General features: G+C 62.3%; 16 protein-coding genes, 1 tRNA gene and 1 pseudogene. 9 read left to right on the top strand and 9 right to left on the bottom strand.

Features of this window, described 5'->3' with window-relative positions; all coding sequences use genetic code 11:
* Together trxA and EOC93_RS26125 are read right to left on the bottom strand one after the other, a co-directional pair.
* On the bottom strand, window positions 1-467 hold a 467-nt coding region (gene trxA / locus EOC93_RS26130; RefSeq protein WP_127206050.1), incomplete at its 3' end, for a thioredoxin.
* Between the two features lie 95 nt (window positions 468-562).
* Complete coding sequence (locus tag EOC93_RS26125; protein ID WP_127206049.1) at window positions 563-1,060, bottom strand: prolyl-tRNA synthetase associated domain-containing protein; 498 nt, start codon at window positions 1,058-1,060, stop codon at window positions 563-565.
* Between the two features lie 230 nt (window positions 1,061-1,290).
* Between EOC93_RS26125 and EOC93_RS26120 the strand changes: the two genes are divergently transcribed.
* The 4 genes and pseudogenes from EOC93_RS26120 (at window position 1,291) to EOC93_RS26105 (ending at window position 3,316) form a co-directional block, all read left to right on the top strand.
* Window positions 1,291-1,365: transfer RNA gene (locus EOC93_RS26120), tRNA-Gly, on the top strand.
* A gap of 226 nt (window positions 1,366-1,591) precedes the next feature.
* Window positions 1,592-1,705 (top strand): annotated as a pseudogene (locus tag EOC93_RS26115) (type II toxin-antitoxin system RelE/ParE family toxin); the annotation flags it as partial.
* 39 nt (window positions 1,706-1,744) lie between these two features.
* Window positions 1,745-2,053: a HigA family addiction module antitoxin gene (locus EOC93_RS26110; RefSeq protein WP_127206048.1), complete on the top strand. Its 309-nt coding sequence runs from the start codon at window positions 1,745-1,747 to the stop codon at window positions 2,051-2,053.
* A gap of 129 nt (window positions 2,054-2,182) precedes the next feature.
* Window positions 2,183-3,316 (top strand): PQQ-dependent sugar dehydrogenase, encoded by a 1,134-nt coding sequence (locus EOC93_RS26105; protein WP_127206047.1) that lies wholly within the window; start codon window positions 2,183-2,185, stop codon window positions 3,314-3,316.
* A gap of 1,020 nt (window positions 3,317-4,336) precedes the next feature.
* On the opposite strand, the gene EOC93_RS26095 is transcribed toward EOC93_RS26105, so the two are convergent.
* The 3 genes from EOC93_RS26095 to EOC93_RS26085 all read right to left on the bottom strand — a co-directional run bounded on the left by EOC93_RS26095 (window position 4,337) and on the right by EOC93_RS26085 (window position 8,180).
* Window positions 4,337-6,292: an acyltransferase family protein gene (locus EOC93_RS26095; RefSeq protein ID WP_281033159.1), complete on the bottom strand. Its 1,956-nt coding sequence runs from the start codon at window positions 6,290-6,292 to the stop codon at window positions 4,337-4,339.
* 162 nt (window positions 6,293-6,454) lie between these two features.
* A complete protein-coding gene (locus EOC93_RS26090) occupies window positions 6,455-7,267 on the bottom strand; it encodes an FkbM family methyltransferase (RefSeq protein ID WP_164547076.1) in 813 nt (270 codons plus the stop codon).
* A 43-nt stretch (window positions 7,268-7,310) separates the two neighbouring features.
* The gene (locus tag EOC93_RS26085) at window positions 7,311-8,180 is read right to left on the bottom strand and encodes a helix-turn-helix domain-containing protein (RefSeq protein ID WP_095484815.1); all 870 of its coding nucleotides are present in this window, start codon (window positions 8,178-8,180) and stop codon (window positions 7,311-7,313) included.
* Between the two features lie 106 nt (window positions 8,181-8,286).
* Here EOC93_RS26085 and EOC93_RS26080 point away from each other — a divergent pair, with 106 nt between their 5' ends.
* From EOC93_RS26080 to EOC93_RS26060, 5 genes are all read left to right on the top strand, one after another.
* Window positions 8,287-9,558, top strand: coding sequence for an ABC transporter substrate-binding protein (locus EOC93_RS26080; protein WP_127206044.1), 1,272 nt, complete (start codon window positions 8,287-8,289; stop codon window positions 9,556-9,558).
* 221 nt (window positions 9,559-9,779) lie between these two features.
* The gene (locus EOC93_RS26075; protein ID WP_127206043.1) at window positions 9,780-10,640 is read left to right on the top strand and encodes a sugar ABC transporter permease; all 861 of its coding nucleotides are present in this window, start codon (window positions 9,780-9,782) and stop codon (window positions 10,638-10,640) included.
* A complete protein-coding gene (locus EOC93_RS26070) occupies window positions 10,637-11,473 on the top strand; it encodes a carbohydrate ABC transporter permease (RefSeq protein WP_127206042.1) in 837 nt (278 codons plus the stop codon). Before EOC93_RS26075 ends, EOC93_RS26070 begins: the two co-directional genes overlap by 4 nt.
* Window positions 11,474-11,480: 7 nt before the next feature.
* Window positions 11,481-12,554, top strand: a complete 1,074-nt coding sequence (gene ugpC, locus EOC93_RS26065) for a sn-glycerol-3-phosphate ABC transporter ATP-binding protein UgpC (RefSeq protein ID WP_126104284.1) — start codon at window positions 11,481-11,483, stop codon at window positions 12,552-12,554.
* Between the two features lie 34 nt (window positions 12,555-12,588).
* Window positions 12,589-14,625 (top strand): aldo/keto reductase, encoded by a 2,037-nt coding sequence (locus EOC93_RS26060; protein ID WP_126104283.1) that lies wholly within the window; start codon window positions 12,589-12,591, stop codon window positions 14,623-14,625.
* A 186-nt stretch (window positions 14,626-14,811) separates the two neighbouring features.
* Here EOC93_RS26060 and EOC93_RS26055 read toward each other — a convergent pair whose 3' ends face one another.
* From EOC93_RS26055 to EOC93_RS26030, 4 genes are all read right to left on the bottom strand, one after another.
* Window positions 14,812-16,254: an amidase gene (locus EOC93_RS26055; protein ID WP_127206041.1), complete on the bottom strand. Its 1,443-nt coding sequence runs from the start codon at window positions 16,252-16,254 to the stop codon at window positions 14,812-14,814.
* 238 nt (window positions 16,255-16,492) lie between these two features.
* Window positions 16,493-17,584 (bottom strand): Gfo/Idh/MocA family oxidoreductase, encoded by a 1,092-nt coding sequence (locus EOC93_RS26045; protein ID WP_127206039.1) that lies wholly within the window; start codon window positions 17,582-17,584, stop codon window positions 16,493-16,495.
* A 354-nt stretch (window positions 17,585-17,938) separates the two neighbouring features.
* Complete coding sequence (locus EOC93_RS26035) at window positions 17,939-19,105, bottom strand: ABC transporter substrate-binding protein (RefSeq protein WP_127206038.1); 1,167 nt, start codon at window positions 19,103-19,105, stop codon at window positions 17,939-17,941.
* Window positions 19,106-19,176: 71 nt separating this feature from the next.
* Window positions 19,177-19,861, bottom strand: a 685-nt coding sequence (locus EOC93_RS26030; protein WP_127206037.1) for an ABC transporter permease subunit, incomplete at its 5' end; no start/stop codon positions are given.

The following is a 19,861-nucleotide window of genomic DNA, read 5'->3' as shown; positions in this document are numbered from 1 at the left end:
CCATTGGTCTTGCCGCCGACCTTCTCGATGAACGCGGCGATCTGGCTCTCGGGAATGGCGCCCATGAAGCCGTCGACCGGCTGGCCGTCCTTGAAAGCGATGACCGCCGGGATCGACTGGATGCCGAGCTGTCCGGCGATCGAAGGATGGTCGTCGATATTCATCTTGACCAGCTTGACCTTGCCGCTGGCGGCCGTGACCGCCTTTTCCAGCAGCGGCGTCAGTTGCTTGCAGGGCCCGCACCATGGTGCCCAGAAATCGACCAGCACCGGCTGACGGCGCGACTCCTGGATGACGTCGGCGGCAAATGCGGCGGTCGTCGTGTCCTTGATGACGTCGACGGCGACCGGCGGCTCGCCAAGCGCGACTTTCGCGGGAGTGGCCTCGGTGCCGCCATACTGCACCGTGGTGGCATACTGCCCGCCATTGCTGCCAAATGGGCCGCCAAATTGATTGTTGTCGCTCATCTCGTCACCCTTTCGGTCGCGCCGCCGGCCACCGGCCCGGCGCGACGTCTAGATTCCTCACTTAGAAGTCGGTTTTGTCGTCATCCATGTGGCGATCATCCCGTGACTTTCAAGATAACAGCATCATGCCCGGTTGCCTCGACGAATTTGACGAGGTCGGCGGCGGCGATCGATGTCGTTGCCTCGTTGGTCAGCGGATGCGCGTTGATGATGGCATGGCCCATCAACTCCTGGTCGAGAACGACCTTGACCCGCCGCTCGGTATCGTTGATCACGCCGAACACCGTGACCGCGCCCGGAACGACGCCGAGAAGCTCCATCAGCATCTCCGGCTTGCCGAAGGACACGCGCCCGGCAGCGCCGATCACATGGTGGATCTGCTTGAGATCGACCACAGCCTCCTCGTCGACGCTGACCAGGAAGAAATTGTCCTTCTTATCCCTGAGGAACAGGTTTTTGGTGTGCCCGCCGGCGATTTCTCCGCGCAGCGCCTGCGAATCGGCGACCGTGAACAGCGGCGGATGACGCAGGGTCGAGACCTCGATCCCAAGATCGGCGAGAAAGGCAAAGAGCTCGGCTTCGGTTTTCGGCATGTTATTTCTTGTGGGGCTGCTTGTTGTCGCGGTTGGATCATGCCGTTTACGGCCAATGACGCGGCCGAGACAAGACCGTTGCGCAGCGAGGCTGCCGATTCCGTTGCTATCCACGCTACCGAAGGCTCGTTTACGTCGCCGGGTGCGGCCAAAAAACCTGCGATTTCCCTGTTGCAATCGCCGCGCCCTTCAGCCATATAGGCGCGGCTTGCGGCCAAAAAGTCGCGCGAGCGGGTGTAGCTCAGGGGTAGAGCACAACCTTGCCAAGGTTGGGGTCGAGCGTTCGAATCGCTTCACCCGCTCCAGTTTCTCTCAGGGAATCAAGCGATTAAATCGGCCGCCTTCGGGCGGCCGATTTGCTTTGTGGCCCTGTGTCGCGACCATGTCGCCACGGTGAGCTTTTCGTGCCAAAATCGGCGACGTATCGTCATCCATCTTTTCGCCTGGACCAGTTCAATCATAGATTGCCTTCATCTGAAGATGGGCCGTCAGTCTCACGCGGTGGTACTTTTTCGTTGACAGCCCGGAACGCTGAAAGGCGACCGCACCGGACAGCACTCGATCCGCATTAATGACCAATTCCGTGTCTGCTTTCGGTGGGTAGACGGCAACGCCGAGGACGTTGAAATCGCCGATTGCCATTGACGACCAAGAGTGGGGACGACCAAGAGTTGGAGATCTGCAATGCTACACTTTACTTCGCCGATCCACCCTGGCGAAATCTTGCGGGAGGAGTTTCTTGCCCCTCTGGGTCTGAAGCCTTACACGCTCGCCAAAAAGCTCGATGTGCCACGGACCAGGATTGAGCGCCTTGTGGCCGAAGTGACCCCCGTCACTCCCGACACTGCGCTTCGCCTTGCCAAGTTCTTCAATACGACGCCTCAGTTCTGGATGAACATGCAGGCCGCGTTTGACCTCACTATGGAAGCTGACGCGAAAAAGGAAGAGATCGCAGCGATTGACAGCTACGCCGAAGCGCCGCTTGCAGCTTAGCAGCAGGCGGACATCTTCGGCCGCCATATACGCCATCGATGAGAACCCGCTCGCCAGCTTGGGAACCGCATCGGTAGTCGGTCATTATATCGAGGAGCCGGCGGCTCCCCCCGTTCGGATGGAGAAATCATGCTGCGGATACCGATTGCTTTGTCTTTTCTTCTTGCCTTCAGCGCGCCCTCGACCACCTTCGCGCAGGACCCTTCCAAGAGCATAGAGAGCCAAACAGGCCGCATTGCTGTCGAGACCTTTGCCGAAGGGCTCGAACATCCCTGGGGCGCGACCTACCTGCCCGACGGCACGCTGCTGGTCACCGAGCGTCCGGGGCGCCTGCGGCTCGTCTCGACCGACGGGGCCGTTTCCGATCCGATCGACGGTGTGCCGGACGTCCTCGCCGACGGACAAGGCGGCCTGCTGGATGTGGCGCTCGATCCGGACTTTGCCAACAACCGGACGGTTTATCTCTCCTATTCGGAGCAGCGGAGCGGCGGCGCGGCCACGTCCGTCGGCCGTGGACGCCTGAACGAGAACGGGAGCGCGCTTTCGGGCTTCGAAGTGATCTTCCGGCAGGAACCAGCCGTCTCGAGCCGGCACCATTTCGGTTCCCGCCTGGTGTTCGCGCCGGACGGCAAGCTCTTCGTTACGCTCGGCGAGCGCGGCAAGGCGCAACAGGCGCAGGACGCGAGCAATCATCTCGGGACGGTCGTCCGCATCAATCCCGATGGTTCTGTGCCTGACGACAATCCCTTCGTCGGCAAGGACGGCGCCGACGAGATATGGTCCTACGGCCATCGCAATGTGCAAAGCGCAGCGATCCATCCCGAAACCGGCGTGCTCTGGACGGCGGAAATGGGGCCGCGCGGCGGCGATGAGCTAAACATTCCGGAAGCCGGCAGGAATTACGGCTGGCCCGTGGTCAGCTGGGGGCGGCACTATTCGGGCAAACGCATCCCCGATCCATCGACACGGCCGGAGTTTGCCGGCTCCATCCATAGCTGGACACCGGTCATCTCGCCTTCCGGCATGACCTTCTACACCGGCGACATGTTTGCCGATTGGCGAGGCGACCTCCTGATTGGCGGACTGTCCGCGGCAGGCATCGTTCGTGTCAGGATTGACGGCGAGCAGTTCGCCGGCGAGGAAGTCCTCGCTCTCGGCAGCCGCATCCGAGACGTGGTGCAGGCTCCCGACGGCGCGGTAATGGCGTTGACCGACGAGCCAGCGGGAAGGATATTACGACTGGCGCCGGCAGCGTCGCAGTGATCCCATGCGGCGCGACAGGAGCGGCACTTCGCGCGCCCGGCGTTGGCGGTCCTTTTGCAGAGATCGTCGGGGTTAAAACGCAATAGGCGGCAAGAACCGCCAGTGGTTCCTACCCTCGCCCCGCAGCCAGCCGCGATGTGTATCGCGTGATCGCGGAGGATTGCGTCTACGCGCTCCCATCGATTTCGCTATCTCGCTTTGCTGGCTTGTGACCGGCAGGCGTTTGTTCGCCGCGCAATACGCCCCGGATAGAGTTAGGACTTTTGCTTTTCAATCTCGGACCAAGGTCCCTTGCGGACGGCTGTATTTAAACGAAACTGGCTAAATAGCGGACCTTCATATTAGAGAGTCCTCACATTTATGATCCAGAACCAACCTGGCGGGACGGCGATTCGTAAGGAGAAACCATGAAAACTCGAACCAGTCTGTTCGCAACGGTCGCCGCTCTCGCCCTTGTCGCGTCTCCGGTCTTCGCCGGACCCGGCGGCAATGGCGGCGGGCACGGTAACGGCGGAAGCAACGGCAACGGCGGAAACTCTGGCGGGGCCGGATCGCAGGGACACGGAGCCGCAACTTCTGCGGCGGCTAAGGATAAGACGACGAGCGGAATTGCTCATGCGATGGCTGTCGTTTCGACGACGCCGGCCTCACCGCAGGCCACCCTATCCTTGCAGGCAGCCTTGGACAAGTTCCTGGCAAGAGAGGCCGACCCGGCAGAGTCTTCCGACGACACATCCGGCGAAATTCCTGACGCAGCCGAATAAAATTGCAATTCGTGCGTCCGCGGCGGCGCACCGCAACTATCGAAAATTCTTGCCCGGCTGGCGGGCTCCTTCATCTGTTTGGCCGATGCCATGGATCAAGGAAGAGCCCACATTGAGCCCAGATCCTCGGGGATCGCTGGACGGTCCTGCCCCTACAGACTGTCCAGAGAGCACCACCGGCTCCGGCCGGTGGTGCGTTTTTGCGTGGGCGCTCAACTGCACCAGCGGGGACTGGCACGGCATCGACGCCCGACTTTCAAAGGCCGGCCATCGATGCCAGATAGGGGGCCAGGGCAAGCGAATAGCTGGCCGTCAAATGGTGAAGGTCGCGCCAGACGATGATGTTGCCGGCGACTGCGGGACATAGGAGCGGGCCGCATATGGCATCGGTCATATCCACGAAGACCACATTCTTCTGCGACTTTGCTGCCAAGGCAAACGTGCTGTTCGATTCGACTTCACTGCGCTTGGTGAAGCATTTGGCCGGCGTGGTGCTCAAGCAATCGCCGGGATCGAATTTGATATAGGGTGTGTTGCGAATCGCGACGATTTGCGAGCCTGTTTCCACCAGCTCGCTCCAGACGCTCCGCAGGCCCTCGAGCATCTGTTCTTGTGGCACTGTGCCGTAGCCGGATTGACTGGTAAATATCAGATCCGGCTTCAGTTTGATGATCTCGGCGAGCACGTTCTCCCGCCATTCGGCACAAGACACGTAGGGTTTGCCATAGGCGACGATCGGGACACGGCTGAATGGACAGGCGGACTTTGTAAACGTGATCAGCTTGAGCTTGCGGCCCATGGCAATCCTGTCCAGCGCCGGGATCCATTGGGCGGCGTGAGAATCCCCCACAAGCACGATGGCCCTCGCACCGGCCGGATCGCCGAGAGAGCATCTCAATGGTTCTGCGCCTTCCTCCTGGTGGCACTTCGATAGATACGCAATCGGCAAATCCCGCTTCAGCCGGGCAAGGGGAGGAAGGAGATCCACGCCGTCGGGAACGGGAGCGTCGATGAGCAGCGCAGCCGGACCAGGATAGGAAAGCGTCCCGATCAAGGCCGTGTCGATGCTTTCGGTGCGTAGGGAATAGAGCAGGCCGCCGGAGACCGCCACGCAAGCAAGTATCGCAAAAGTGCCGTATCCCAGCGGTTTCCATTCGACACGGGCGCGAGCCTCTCGATATCGTTGTTCCACATATCGATAAGACAAGTCCGATAGTGCGGTGGTCAGCACAATCAGCCCAAGACCGTTGACCAGCGACACGGAGTAGCCCTGCGCCAGAAAGAAAATGATCAGTGGCCAGTGCCACAGATAGATCGAGTACGACCGGTCGCCGATGAAGCGAAGCATTTTCGAATCAAGCCCGCGAAACCGACCGCGTTCAACCTCGCCGGCCAGGATGACAAGAACGGTAGCAAGGGTCGGCAGCAAGGCGCTTGCGCCTGGGAAAGGCGTTGACGCGGAGAACAACAGGGCGGATGCGAGGATGCCTGCCACGCCCACCGCCGCCAATGACTGTCGTGCGAACGCTCCCAGTCGAAACCCGTGTCCGGTGAGGGCCAACAGCCCTCCCAGCGCCAATTCCCATATGCGCGTTTGGGTCACGAAATAAGCCTGCGCAGGGTCCATCTCGGTCAAGATCACCGACACGATCAGCGACCCGGTGAACACGAGCGACAATGCCCCGATCAATGAAAGTCTCAGCGGGAATCCTAGGCGACGCGCCAGCCAGATCACTGCGACCATGAGGAGCGGCCAGACGATATAGAACTGCTCTTCTATCGAGAGCGACCAGTAATGCTGTACCGGGCTCGGCAGGCTGTCGGCATCGAGATAGCTGACGGCGATCGAGGCCAGCCGCCAGTTCTGGACATAAAGGGCGCTGGCGGCGATCTGGTTGGCTGTTTCCTCCCAGCGCGCCTTCGAGAGGAAAAACAACGTCCCGCACAGCGTCACAAGCAGCACCAGGGTCGCTGCTGGCAGAAGCCGCCGGATTCGCCGGGAATAGAATTCGATCAGCGAGATCCGGCCGTCGCGCACTGCTGTTCGCGCAAGCAAGCCTGTGATGAGATAGCCCGAAATAACGAAAAAGACGTCGACGCCGACATATCCGCCGGGAAGAACATCCGGCCACAGATGAAAAACCACGACCAGAGCGACCGCGAGACCACGCAGCCCCTGTATATCCGGCCGAAACCGAGGTCCCTCGCGCACTGGCTGAAAACTGTCCCGCAATTCCGAACGGCCTGTCTCAAGAGAAATGTCGGACCGCAAACGTCAGACCACATCACGGGTCATTAGACGATATCAAAACCCGCTGGCGGCCACCATACCGCCGCACGCACCAAACGCGACGCACTGGAAGGGCCAGCGGCGTCAGTTCCGGGGAACCGCGAACATGTCGAAATTCTTCTTCCTGCCGAGATCGTTTTCGGTGAGTTTCGGACCGAACAGCGTCGTCGGCCCCACCAAATGGACATCGTAGCCCTTGTCGGCAAAGAACCGGCGCATCCGCACCCGCTCGTCCATCGAAAGATTGTGATTGACCTCGGACTTGATGTAGGGCCGGCATTCGTCGATCAGCGCGCCGATCGAGATCAAAACCGACAGATCATGCTGCTCCACATCGGTCTTGATGTAGCGCAGGCGCTTGATGCGCTGGCCGAGCCGGGCACGGATCAACGGCTCAATTCGCCGTCCCTCGACCGGGATACTGAAAGCGCTCCCGTGCTTCCACCGCGACACGCCGGTGTGGTCGCCGCCGTTCTCAAATCCCGGGTTGCCGTAGTCGAAGACGAACGACCCATCTTCCGGCGTCGCCGCGTAAGGAATCGGAAAAATATTCAGTCTGCAAGGGTTGAGCGCGGCATTGGCGCCGAGGATCGTGAAGGCAAAAGGGTTCGGCTCGAAAGCGAGGACCAGGCCCTGCGGCCCGCAGGCGAGGGCGATCGGTATCGTGCTGTCGCCAACCTGGGCACCAACGTCGATCGCCACGTCGCCATCGCTCAGGAACGTCCGCAGGTCATCGACTTCGCCCTGGGTGAGATCGAGGTCTGCCCCGCGCGGGTTCTTCCAGCGAGCGAATTCAATCTTCCCGTCTTTCGGGAGATCGATGACTTGTATCGAGTGGCCGTAAACGCGTGTTCTTGGCTTCAATCCAAGCAGATAGAAATATTCTTTTAGTCTCACCCCTTGCTGATAACGCAAACCATGACGGCATTTCAACCCGGGACTATCTGACGCCAGCGCCTCTGCGAAAATCCGACGGCGACATGCCGGCCAGCTTGCGGAACGACTTGTTGAAGGCGCTGAGCGAGCCGAAGCCGGAGTCCATCGCGACGCGCAGCACGTTGGCATCCTGGTGCATCAGCAGCGCCTGCGCGTAGCTGAGCCGCAGCAAGTTGACATATTCGTTGAGCGTCATGCCGGTCGATTTCTTAAAGATGCTCATGGCGTATTTGGGATGGATATCGGCCGTCGCCGCGATGTCCACACAGTCGATCTCGTAGAGGAAATTCTCCGCTATGAAGTCGCACATGCGCCCGACATTGCGCAGGGATTGCTGATCGAAAGGATTGCCTGCTTCCTGCTCGATCGAGGTTTCGGGTGCGAGCCGGTAGGGCTCGAACCGCACCCGCTCCAGCCGCAGCAACAGCTCATTCACGGCGTGCTCGGCCTTGGCTGGATCGCCTGACCGGACATAGCGGTTCCAGCGCTCGAAATTGTCGCTGTCGGACCGGTCGGTGGCATTGGTCACCAATGTCGCGCCCGTCATCAGCCGGTTGCGAATATCAGCGGGCAAATGCAGCCGGAAGAAATGCACCAGTGGCAGATGCGCGCCGGCGAAGACGGCATCGTCCGATGCATCGATCATCTGATGCGGCAGGCCGCCCCAGAACAGGCACATGTCGCCGGCCGAAAGCGAGATCTCGTGATCGTTCATGCGGTAGTGGACAGTGCCGCACATGATGAAGTTCACCTCGACCTGGGCATGCCAATGCGGCTTGAGCATCACCAGGGGATGATTGTGAAACGTCTGCAGGAGCAGCGGCAGGCCCTCCACGCTGCTGGCGCCAGGCTGGTAAAACGGTCTTTCCGGCATCTTACTTTCCGCCAATTCTTTATTCCCTTTGTCGCGGACAAGCCTTCGCCAGTGCCTAGTCTAGCCATGCTCGCGAAGAGAGAGCAAATGAAATGGGAGGATTTCGATGCGCACCATACTGACCTGCGCCGCGTTCGCGCTTGCCCTGGGCTCAGCCCCAGCCTTTGCGCAATCCGGCGAAATCACGATCTGGAGCTGGAACGTCGCCGCTTCATCGCTGAAGGCCACCATAGAAGGTTTCAACAAGCAGTTCCCCGATATCAAGGTCACGGTCCAGGATCTCGGCAACCAGCCGACCTACGACAAGTCGATCGCCGGCTGCGCCGCCGGCGGCGAGGGACTGCCTGATATAGTGACGATCGAGAACGGCGAGGCCGAGAACTACTGGAGCCAGTTCCCGGACTGCTTCGTCGACCTTCACACGCTGGGCTACACGGCCGAAGACCAGGCAAAATTCCCCGATTTCAAGCGCACCGAGCTCGAAGTGGAAGACAAGGCCTATGCGATGCCATGGGATTCGGGCCCGGTGGCGATGTACTATCGCCGCGACTTCTACGAGAAGGCCGGCGTCGATCCCGCGTCGATCAAGACCTGGGACGATTTCATTGCCGCCGGCAAGAAGATCCAGGACGCCAATCCCGGCGTGACGATGACCAACGCCGATTTCAACGGCGACTCCGAATTCTTCCGCATGATCGCCAACGAGCAGGGCTGCGCCTATTTCGCCGCCGATGGGCAGTCGATCACCGTCAATCAACCGGCCTGTGTGGCGTCGATGACCAAGATCAAGGAGATGAAGGACGCCGGCATCATCACCTCGGCCGACTGGAGCACCAAGATCACCAACAACACCGCCGGCAAGGTCGCCACCCAGATGTATGGCGGCTGGTATGAGGGCACCATACGCACCGAATCGCCCGACGGCAGCGGCAAATGGGGCGTCTACCTGATGCCGAGCCTCACCGCCGACGGCCCGCGCGCCGCCAATCTCGGCGGTTCGTCGCTCGCCATCACCTCGGTGTCCAACAACAAGGAGGCAGCCTACGCCTACCTGAAATACTCGCTCGCGACCAACGAGGGCCAGATAGCGATGCTGAAGGGTTTTGGCCTCGTGCCGTCGCTGATCTCGGCGCTCGATGACCCCTATGTCTCCGAAGGCCAACCCTATTGGGGCGGCCAGGCGGTGTGGAAGGATATCCTCGGCACCTTGCCCAAAGTGGTCCCCAGCCGCGGCACCCCGTTCCAGAGCGACGCGGAAATCATCGTCCGCGCGGTGCAGACCAAATATCTGGGCGGTGGCTACCCCGACGCCAAGGCGGCGCTCGACGATGCCGCAAGCCAGATCGCCTCGGCGACCGGCCTGCCGGTCGAAGAGTGATCTTCACGCGGCTCTTCCTTCTCCCCTTGTGGGAGAAGTGTCGCCGAAGGCGACGGAGTGTTGGACGGATCGCCGACGCTGAGTTTCTTCCGGCACCCCTCAACCGTCTTGGCGCTGCGCGCCAATCCACCTTCTCCCACAAGGGGAGAAGGGAAGAGAAAGCGGCGCCGGCTTCGACAGTAGGCCGGTAAACCTAGAAACGGGAGGCGAAGGAGGCAACGATGCGCTATCAGAACGCCACGGCATATCGCTTCCTCGCGCCCTACCTGCTGATCTTCTCGATCTTCTGGCTGTGGCCGATCATCAGCTCGTTCCTGATCTCCTTCCAGGCGACGCGCACCGTGCCGTGGCGGTTCGCCCCCACCTTCAACTGGGGCCGGCTGATCGGCGACCCTGCGTTTTTCAATGCGCTGAAGAACACGCTGCTCATCCTCGTCATCCAGGTGCCGGTGATGATCACTTTGGCGATCATCATGGCTGTGCTTTTGAATTCGCCGCTGCTGAAAGCCCGTGGCCTGTTCCGCTTCGCCTTCTTCGCCCCGGTGGTGGTCGGCGAAGTCGCCTATTCGGCGGTGTTCCGGCTGATGTTCAACCTCGATTACGGCATCATCAACAAGCTGCTGAACAGTGTCGGCCTGCCCCGTATCGACTGGTTTTCCAACGTCACGCCGGCGATGGCGGTCATCATGATCGCGGTGACCTGGCGCTGGGCCGGCTACAACGCCATCATCCTGCTCGCCGGCCTGCAGTCTATCCCCCAGGATGTCTACGAGGCGGCGACGTTGGACCGCGTCAGCAAGCTCAAGCAGTTCTTCTACATCACCCTGCCGCTGCTCAAGCCGATCATCGTGTTCTGCGCCGTGCTGTCGATCATCGGCACCATGCAGCTGTTCACCGAGCCGTTCCTGATCACCGAACGCGGCGGACCGGGCGGCGGCACCGAAACGCTCGGGCTGCTGCTTTACCGCCAGGGCTTCAGGTCGCTCAACTTCGGCTACGCCTCGGCCATCGCCTACACCATGGCCGGACTGGCGATCGCCATCTCGCTGGTGCAACTGTGGCTGACGAGGGACCCGAAATGAGCTCGCGTTCCTCTTCAAAACTGGGGCGCAGCATCGCGCTGCATCTCTTCCTGACGCCGCTGGCGCTGATCTGGCTGTTTCCTCTGTGGATGATGGCGATTTTCTCGACCATGCCCGACAGAGGCATCTTCAGCCCCAGCATCGAGCTTTTGCCGCACGGCAGTTTCCTCGACAATGTCAACAATCTGCAGCGCGACACCAATTTCATCGGCGCCATCGGCATCTCCGTCTCGGTGGCGGTGACCTATACGTTCCTGTCGGTGCTGCTCACCTCGATGGCCGGCTGGGCGCTGGCGCGCTACCAGTTCTTCGGCAAGGGCGTGGTCGTCGCCATCATCCTCGGCACCATCACGCTACCCTATGCTGTCGTGCTGATCCCGCAATTCATCATGGTGGCGCGCGACTTCAAGCTCGCCAACACCTGGGTGGCGCTGATCGTGCCGCCGCTCTTCAATTCGCTCGGCGTGCTGTTCATGCGGCAGAGCTTCTCGATGATGCCGGGCGATCTATTCGACGCCGCTCGGGTCGAGGGGGTCAAGGAGTGGCGGATCTTCCTGTTCGTAGCGCTGCCGCTGGCGCGGCCGATGCTGGCGGCGCTCGCCATCATCCTGTTCCTTGCCTCCTGGAACAACTATCTCTGGCCGCTGCTGATCAATTCCAAGCCCGGCGCGATGACGGCGCCGGTGGCGCTCGGCACGCTGATCGGTCTCACCAAAGTGTCGTGGGGCGGCATCATGGCGGGCGCCGTGATGCTCACCGTGCCGCTGCTCGGCGTGTTCGTGCTCTTGCAGCGCCATTTCGTCGCCGGCATTGCCGCCGGCGCCATCAAATAGGATCAGCATGGCAGCGGTCACACTCAAAAATGTCGTCAAGCGCTTCGGCGGCTTTCAGATCATTCACGGCGCTGACATCGACGTCAATGACGGCGAATTCGTCGTCTTTGTCGGCCCCTCCGGCTGCGGCAAGTCCACGCTACTGAGGATGATCGCCGGGCTCGAGGACATCAGCGGCGGCGAGATCGCCATCGGCGGCAAGGTGGTGAACGACGTCGAGCCGGCCGATCGCGGCATCGCCATGGTGTTCCAGTCCTACGCGCTCTACCCGCATATGAGTGTCGAGCAGAATCTGAGCTTCGGGCTGAGGATGAACGGCAACCCGAAGGCCGACACCGAGCGGCGGGTGAAGCGGGCCTCCGAGATCCTGCGCATCGCCGAGCTGATGAAGCGCCGCCCGCGGCAATTGTCGGGCGGCCAGCGCCAGCGCGTCGCCATCGGCCGCGCCATCGTGCGCGAGCCGCAAGTGTTCCTGTTCGACGAGCCGCTGAGCAACCTCGATGCCGAGCTCAGGGTGCAGATGCGGGTCGAGATCTCGCGCCTGCACAAGGAGCTCGGCGTCACCATGATCTATGTGACGCACGACCAGACCGAAGCGATGACGCTGGCCGACAGGATCGTGGTGCTGCGCGACGGCTATGTCGAGCAGATCGGCAGGCCGCTCGATCTTTACAGTGACCCCGACAATCAGTTCGTCGCAGGCTTTGTCGGCTCGCCGAAGATGAACTTCATCAAAGCTCGGGTCCTGGGGCAAAGCGCTTCCGGCGTGACGGTCGAATTGGCAGGCGGGACGCGTCTTACACAGCCGCTGAATGGCCCGGTGCCCGAACCGGGAAGCAAGGTAGTGGTGGGCGTTCGCCCAGAACATTTCGGTCATGCCGGAAAGGGCGATGCCGACCTTTCTGTAACCATCGACGTGGTCGAGCATCTGGGTGGCACGAGCTTTCTCTACACCCGTACTGCGGCTGGCGACGATATCGTCATCCAGCGCGACGCGGCCGAGGTGCCAGAGGCCCCTGAGATCACCGTTTCCATCCGCAAATCTTACTTATTCGACGACAACGGACGGCGGCTGCGCTGACGGCCAGCTCGTCTCAAATCCCAGGAGAATGACAATGACTTCAATCGCGCCCATCCGCTGGGGCATTCTCGGGCCCGGCGCCATCGCCAAGGCCTTTGCCGGCGGCGTGGCACATTCGCGCACCGGCACATTGGTTGCCATTGCCGCGCGCAATCCCGGCAAATCAGGCCTCGCTGAAAACTTCCCCGGCGCCCGCATCCTCGACGGCTACGAGGCTTTGCTCGCGGACCCGAACGTCGATGCGATCTACATTTCGACGCCGCATCCCAGCCACGCCGAATGGGCGATCAAGGCGGCCGAGGCCGGGAAGCATGTGCTTTGCGAAAAGCCGATGGGGCTGACCGCCTTCGAGGCCGATGCGATGATCCATGCGGCGCGCAAGGCCGGTACCTTTCTCGGCGAAGCCTTCATGTATCGGCTGCATCCGCAGACGGCAAAACTGGTCGAGCTGATCAGGTCCGGCGCGATCGGCGAGGTGCGCATGGTGAAGTCGAGCTTCGGCTTCGCCATGCCTGATTTCATGCCGGAGCACCGGCTCTACGCCAACGACCTCGCTGGCGGCGGCGTTCTGGACGTCGGCGGCTACCCCGTTTCGATGGCGCGGCTGATTGCCGGGGCGGCGGTCGGAACGCCCTTCGCCGAGCCGGACAAGGTGGTCGGCGCTGCGCATCTCGGCCAGTCCGGCGTCGACGAATGGGCCTCGGCGCTCCTGCATTTTCCCAGTGGCATCGTCGCCGAAGTTTCCTGCGGCATTTCGCTGGCGCAGGACAATGTCCTGCGCATCCTCGGCACCAAGGGTCGCATCGAGGTCGCGGATTTCTGGTATGCGAGCGGCAGGGAAGGCGGCACCGGCGAAATCCGCATCATCCGGCCGGGCGGGGAGGAGGTGGTCGAGGTCAGGGAAGACCGCCGGCTCTACGCTTTCGAGGTCGACGCCGCCGGCGAGGCCATCCTGGCCGGGAAGCAGGAGTTTGCCTGGCCGGGCATGGGCTGGGCCGACAGTCTCGGCAATCTGCGCGTGCTCGACAAATGGCGCGCCGCGATTGGCCTCGAATACGAGATCGAGAAGCCCGAAAAACGCCTCAACACCATCTCCGGTCGGCGGCTGCGCGCCGGCGGCACCGCGATCCCGAAGCGCGAAATTCCGGGCCTGCCGCGGCCGGCCTCGTGCCTGGCGCTCGGCTTCGAGGATTTCCGCACGTTCTCCTCGGGCATGATCCTGCTCGATGCCTATTTCGAAGACGGCGGCAACGTCTTCGACACCGCCTATATCTATGGCAGCGGCTACACCGAAACGCTGCTCGGCCAGTGGCTGACGAACCGCGGCGTGCGTGAGCAAGCGGTGGTCATCGGCAAGGGCGCGCACACCCCGCTCTGCTATCCCGATGTGATCGGCAAGCAGCTCACCCAGTCGCTCGACCGGCTGCAGACCGATCATGTCGATGTCTATTTCATGCACCGCGACGATCCGGACGTGCCGGTCGACGAATTCGTCGACGCGATGGACAGGGAGGTCAGGGCTGGCCGCATTCGCGGTCCGTTCGGCGGCTCGAACTGGACAAGGGAACGCATGGACGAGGCTATTGCCTATGCCGAGCGGACCGGTAAGCAAAAGCCTGGCGCGCTTTCGAACAATTTTTCGCTGGCCGAAATGCTGGTGCCGATCTGGCCAGGTTGCGTCACATCGTCGAGCGATGAATGGAAGGCCTGGCTGACCGACCGGCAGATGCCGAACTTTGCCTGGTCGAGCCAAGGGCGGGGTTTCTTCACCGGCCGCGCCGGGCGCGACCAGCGTGACAATGAAGAGCTGGTCCGGGTCTGGTACTCGGAGAAGAATTTCGGCCGCCGCGACCGGGCGATCGAGCTCGCCAACAGACTGGGCAAGAGCCCGATCCATGTCGCGCTCGCCTATGTCCTGGCCCAGCCGTTCCCGTCCGTCCCGCTGATCGGACCGCGCACGCTCGACGAGTTGGAGGACAGTCTGCGGGCGCTCGACATTGCGCTTTCGCCGGACGACATCGCATGGCTGGATGGCGGTTCGGATCGGCAGCGCGCGCGAGGCACGGGCTGACCTACCTCGCCTTCTCCCCTTGTGGGAGAAGGTGGATTGGCGCGCAGCGCCAAGACGGAAGAGGGGTGTTGGACGGAGTGGCGGCGTTGAGTTTCTTCCAACACCCCTCATCCGACCGAGCTTCGCTCGGCCACAGGGGGAGAAGGGAAAGCCGCGCGAGGCGCAACGCCACGGCTCTGCCCTACACTACCCCCTCAGCTTCGGCCGCCGATCCTTCCACGGCATCTCCCGTTCCAGCCGCGTGGAGACGGCGAGCACGGTCGCTTCGTCGCCGTAGCGGCCGACCAGCTGCACGCCGATCGGCACGCCGCCGTCGGACCAGCCGAGCGGCAGTGAGATCGCTGGTTGTCCGGAGATGTTGAAGGGGAAAGCGAAGACGGCGTCCGTCCACTTCGCATTGTAGCGGTCGATGTCCGGTTCCGACATGTCGTAATAGCCCAACGGCCTAGGCAGTTGCGTCAAGGTCGGGGTGATGAAGAGATCGTAGGGCGCGAGATCGCCGACGATGTCGCGGCCGATTTGCCGGATCGTCTCGACGTCGGAGATGTGGCGGATGCCGCTCGTTGCGCGGCCGCGCTCGATGATCGCCCAGGTTACCGGCTCGACGTCGCTTGGCGTCACCGGCCTGCCGATCACCGTTTCGTGGTAGCCGAAGGTTGCCGCCGTCTGCACGCAGGTCATGTTGGTGTAGGTTTTCCACACCGCATTGGCGTCGAGCGGCATGTCGTGCTCCTCGACATCGTGCCCAAGGTGCTCGAGCGCGGCGACCGTCGCCAGCACCGTGGCCTTGACCTCTGGGTCGATGGCCGTGCGGTTTGGCGGCGTGACGGTAAAGCCGACGCGCAGTTTCTTCGGCGCACGCGACGAGAGGCTGAGCCAGCTGCCGCCCGGCACCGGCGGCGTATAGGGATCGCCCGGCAGCGCGCCGGCCACGGCATCGAGATAGGCCGCCGTGTCGCGCACCGTCCTGGAGCAGCACAGGAAATAGGCGCCGCCATACCAATAGTCGCCGAAGGGCGCCAGGCTGACGCGTCCGCGCGACGGTTTTAGGCCGACGATGCCGCAGCAGGAGGCCGGGATACGGATAGAGCCAGCGCCATCGCTGGCCTCGGCGATCGGCACCATGCGCGAGGCGATGGCTGCGGCCGCGCCGCCGCTCGAGCCGCCCGGCGTGATGCCGTGCTTCCAAGGGTTTTTCGTCGCGCCGTAAAGCTTGGGTTCTGTGCTGATCGACCAGCCATTCTCGGGCGCATTGGATTTGCCGACAAGCACCAGGCCCGCCGCCTTCATGCGGCGCACGACCTCGGTGTCGAAATCGGCGACGACATCTCTCAGGAAAGAACAGGAGTTGGTGTTGGGCGCTCCGGTCCAGGACGAGCCCAGTTCCTTGAGCAGGAATGGTACGCCGGCAAAGGGCGCGCTTCTATCGACCGTCTCAGCCGAAGCCCGCGCCATGTCGTAGAGCCGGTGAATCACCGCGTTCAGCGCCGGGTTGAGTCGCTCGATCATGGTGATCGCCGCCTCGACAAGCTCGGCCGGCGAGACTTCGCCGCGCTTCACCAGCTCGGCCAGATCCAGCGCGTCGGATTCGGCGTAGGTTTCCAGGAAGCTGTCGGTGATTTCGGCCATGTCTCTCTCCCTCGTTCTGCCGTGCCCGAACGGGCGCTCCTTCTTCCTTCTCCCCTTGTGGGAGAAGGTGGATTGGCGCGTAGCGCCAAGACGGTTGAGGGGTGCTGGCGGGAGCGGCGTCGGTGCCAAGCTGGAACACCCCTCATCCGGCCGCGGAGCCTGTCCTCGGGCTTGCCGGAGGCAAGACCCGTGGGCGGCCACCTTCTCCCACAAAAAGGGGAGAAGGCGGAGCTGGGCCTCAGGCCAGCTCGACAGTCCGCCCTTCCGCGATGCTTTGCTCGGCGGCAAGCACGATGCGCAGGCTGTTGACTGCGGCGTCCATCTGCTCCGACAAGTCGAGATCCTCGCGGATGGCGCGCAGGAAGAATGCCTGCTCGCGGTCGCAAAGCTCCTGGTGGCCGGGTTCGTCCTCCATGCTGACGATCTCGTCCGGCTTGCTGAAATTCTTGTCGCCGTCGACCTGTGCGTAGTGGATCTTGAGCGCATCGGTCTTGGTGTGGCGATCGATGTCGGCGGAGTTCGATACCTCAGCCAGTTCGGCCGCACTGCTCGCCTGCTGGCCGGCGACTATGGAGACCGCGCCCTTGGGGCCGACCACATCCTTCACGAAATAGGCCGTCTCGCTCATCATCGGCCCCCAGCCCGCCTCGTACCAGCCGACCGAGCCGTCATCGAAGGTGACATGCAGATGGCCGTAATTCTGCTTGTCGGCTTCCGCCCACAATTTGGCGCCGATGCCGTGCACGCGCACCGGCTTGGCGCCGGTCAGCTGGCACATGACGTCGACATAGTGCACGCCGCAATCGACGATCGGGATCAGCGAATCGATCAGGTTCTTGTGCCAGTGCCAGGCGCTGCCGCTGCTCTGCTGGTTGAGGTTGAGGCGCATGACCAGCGGCTTGCCGAGCGTCTTGCCGACCTCGATGAACTTGATCCACGACGGGTGGACGCGCAGGATATAGCCGAGCACCAGCTTGCGGTTCTTCGCTCGCGCCGCGGCGACGACCTTTTCGGCATCCTCGATATTGGTGGCGAGCGGCTTTTCCATGAACACATGGCAACCGGCGGCAATCGCCTTCAGCGCATATTCGGCATGCGTGTTGGGCCAGCTGTTGATGGAAACGGCTTCCGGCCTGGTCTCTTTCAGCGCCTGATCGAAATCCTCGTAGAGCGGATAGCCGGCTAATTCCGCCGGGATCTTTGTGTTGCTCTTGATCGTCCGGCTCATGATGCCGACGATCTCGAAGCCATCCAGCCGGTGGTAGGCGCTGGCATGCGACGCGCCCATATTGCCCAGCCCAATCACCAGCACTTTCACCTTGTCGGTCATCTCAGCCTCCCAAATTCTTCATTGAATTGTGCGCCGCGATCGGTTGCCGCTCGTATGTCTATCTGGGACAATCACCTCAGATCAGTCGCCGCCGCTCATTGCCCGGCCCTTTCCTCTCCCCCGTCGATCGGGGGAGAGGTGTCGAGCGAAGCTCGACGGAGTGGGGGTCGACCTTCGCGCCCGCCTGAGGTTACTTGGTCGCCACATTGTGCCTGTCTTGCGGCGACTGCGCGTTTGGCGAACGCCTTCCCCCACTCCGTCGCCGCTTCGCGGCGCCACCTCTCCCCCCTCCGGAGGGAGAGGAAAGGAGCCAAGGCAGGCCAAGGGCAGCGCCGACATCGACAATTGCAGTCTTTACTTGACCGCCGAGTCGAACAGATGCGCCTTGATGTTGTCGACATCGAGCGCGGCAAAGCCCTCTGACAGCTTGTAGCCGTCGGCATCGGCCTTGACCTTGGCCTTGTCGAAGCTGTTGGCGGGGCCGATCAGCTCGTTGGTGCAGACGTCCTCGGCTTTCACCGGGCTGGTGATCTGGCCGATCTTGTGGATCTCGTCGAAGAAGCCCTGCCAGCTCGCCATATCGTGCGAGCCCCAGCCTTCGCGCTTGTCCATGTCGCCGCGGAAGACGTTGATCTGCTGCAGGATCGAGGTGGTGCCGAGCTCCGGCCCAAGGTTCTTGGCCAGCGTCGGGAACTGCTCGAACACCGCTTCGACGGCCGCGCGCGGATTCTGGTAGCCGAATTCGAGGCCCATCGCCCAGCCGCGCAGGTACTTTTCCAGGAACGCCTTGCGGTCGGCATCCTCGAGATCTGCTGCGCGCACGACGAAAGTGTTGGCCGGCAGCTTCGAATTCTGCACGCCGAGCCAGCATTCGAAGTCGAGGTTCTTGGCGATCCATTCGGCCCGCAGCCCTTCCCATGACAGGGCGGCGTCGCCCTGGCCGCCGGCAAGTGCGGTGCCCCAGGTCGGCCAGCCGGCCTCGACATACTTCACCTTCTTGATGTCGACGCCTTGCGCCGCCAGCAGCGGGTCAGTGATCGACTGCCAGGCGGCGGAGCCGAGCAGAATGGTCTTTCCTTCTAGCTGCTTCAGGTCGTTTGTTCCCTCGCCCTTGCGGAAAGCGAAGCTGAACGTGTCGCGCGCGCCCATGTGGAACACGGATTTGAGCTTCATGCCGTTCTGGATGGCGAAGGAGAAAACGCCGGGCGAAGGGAAGCCCATGTCGGCCTGGCCGACATCGACGAACTTCACCGTTGCGGTGCCGTCCGACGGACCCGGCTGCATGTCGGTTTCGAGGTCGCCGAAATAGCCGGCCTTCTTGGCCGCCCAATAGGGATAATCGTCCAGCACTTCGAGCGTGCCGCGCGGCGAGATCCACGTGAATTTTTCATAGGCCTCGGCCTTGCCCCTGAGGCTGGAAGCGCCGAGCGCAGTCGCCGTTACTAGGCCGGCACCGGTCACCTGCAGGAAGTAACGGCGGCTGATCCTCGCACTATGGCTGATTGAACTTTCTTTGGTCATGGCATTCCCCTTTTTTGTTGATTTTCAGTCTCTTGCCGCCCGCCTCCCGGGACCTTTCGTCATTTCTGCGCTCACGCCTCCCAGCTCGCCCACTTCTTGCCGATCAGGAAGAACAGCACGTAGATCAGGATGCCGAGGGTCGAGAGGATCAGAACCACGGCGAAGAACTGCGGCATCTGGATCATCGACGAATAAGTGGTCAGCCGGTTGCCGAGGCCGAAGCCGCCGCCGACCATCTCGGCGCCGACCGCGGTCAAAAGCCCGAAGATCGCGCCGATCATCAGCCCGACCAGGATCATCGGCAGCGCCATCGGCGCCCGGATCTTCCAGAATATCTGCAAGGTGCTGGCGCCATAGGAACGCGCCAGCGCGATCTTGGCGCTATCGACGCGGCGAAAGCCGGTCGCCGCATTGATCATCACCATCGGACCGGCGGCCAGCGCCACTGCGATGATGCGCGGTGTGTAACCAAAACCGAAGCGCAGGATCAAAAGCGGCACCAGCGCCAGCATCGGCGTGGTGACCAGCAGCAGGATGTAAGGCGCCACGATCTTCTCGGCGAAGGGAAATTGCGTGATCACCGCAGCCATCACCAGGCCGATGATGGCGCCGATCGAGAAGCCGGAAATAAGCTCGACCAGCGTGTAGCCGAGATGCGGCGCAATCAGCGGGAACTCGTCGAACAGCGCATAGGCGATCGCGCTTGGCGCCGGCATGATGTAGTGCGGCACGTTGAACAGCCGCAGCGCCAGCGCG

Origin of the sequence: Mesorhizobium sp. M6A.T.Ce.TU.002.03.1.1 (assembly GCF_003997275.1) — a bacterium.
Taxonomy (GTDB): domain Bacteria; phylum Pseudomonadota; class Alphaproteobacteria; order Rhizobiales; family Rhizobiaceae; genus Mesorhizobium; species Mesorhizobium mediterraneum.
The sequence above is the reverse complement of the archived record's forward strand: the minus strand, read 5'-3'. Positions and strand labels throughout refer to the sequence as shown.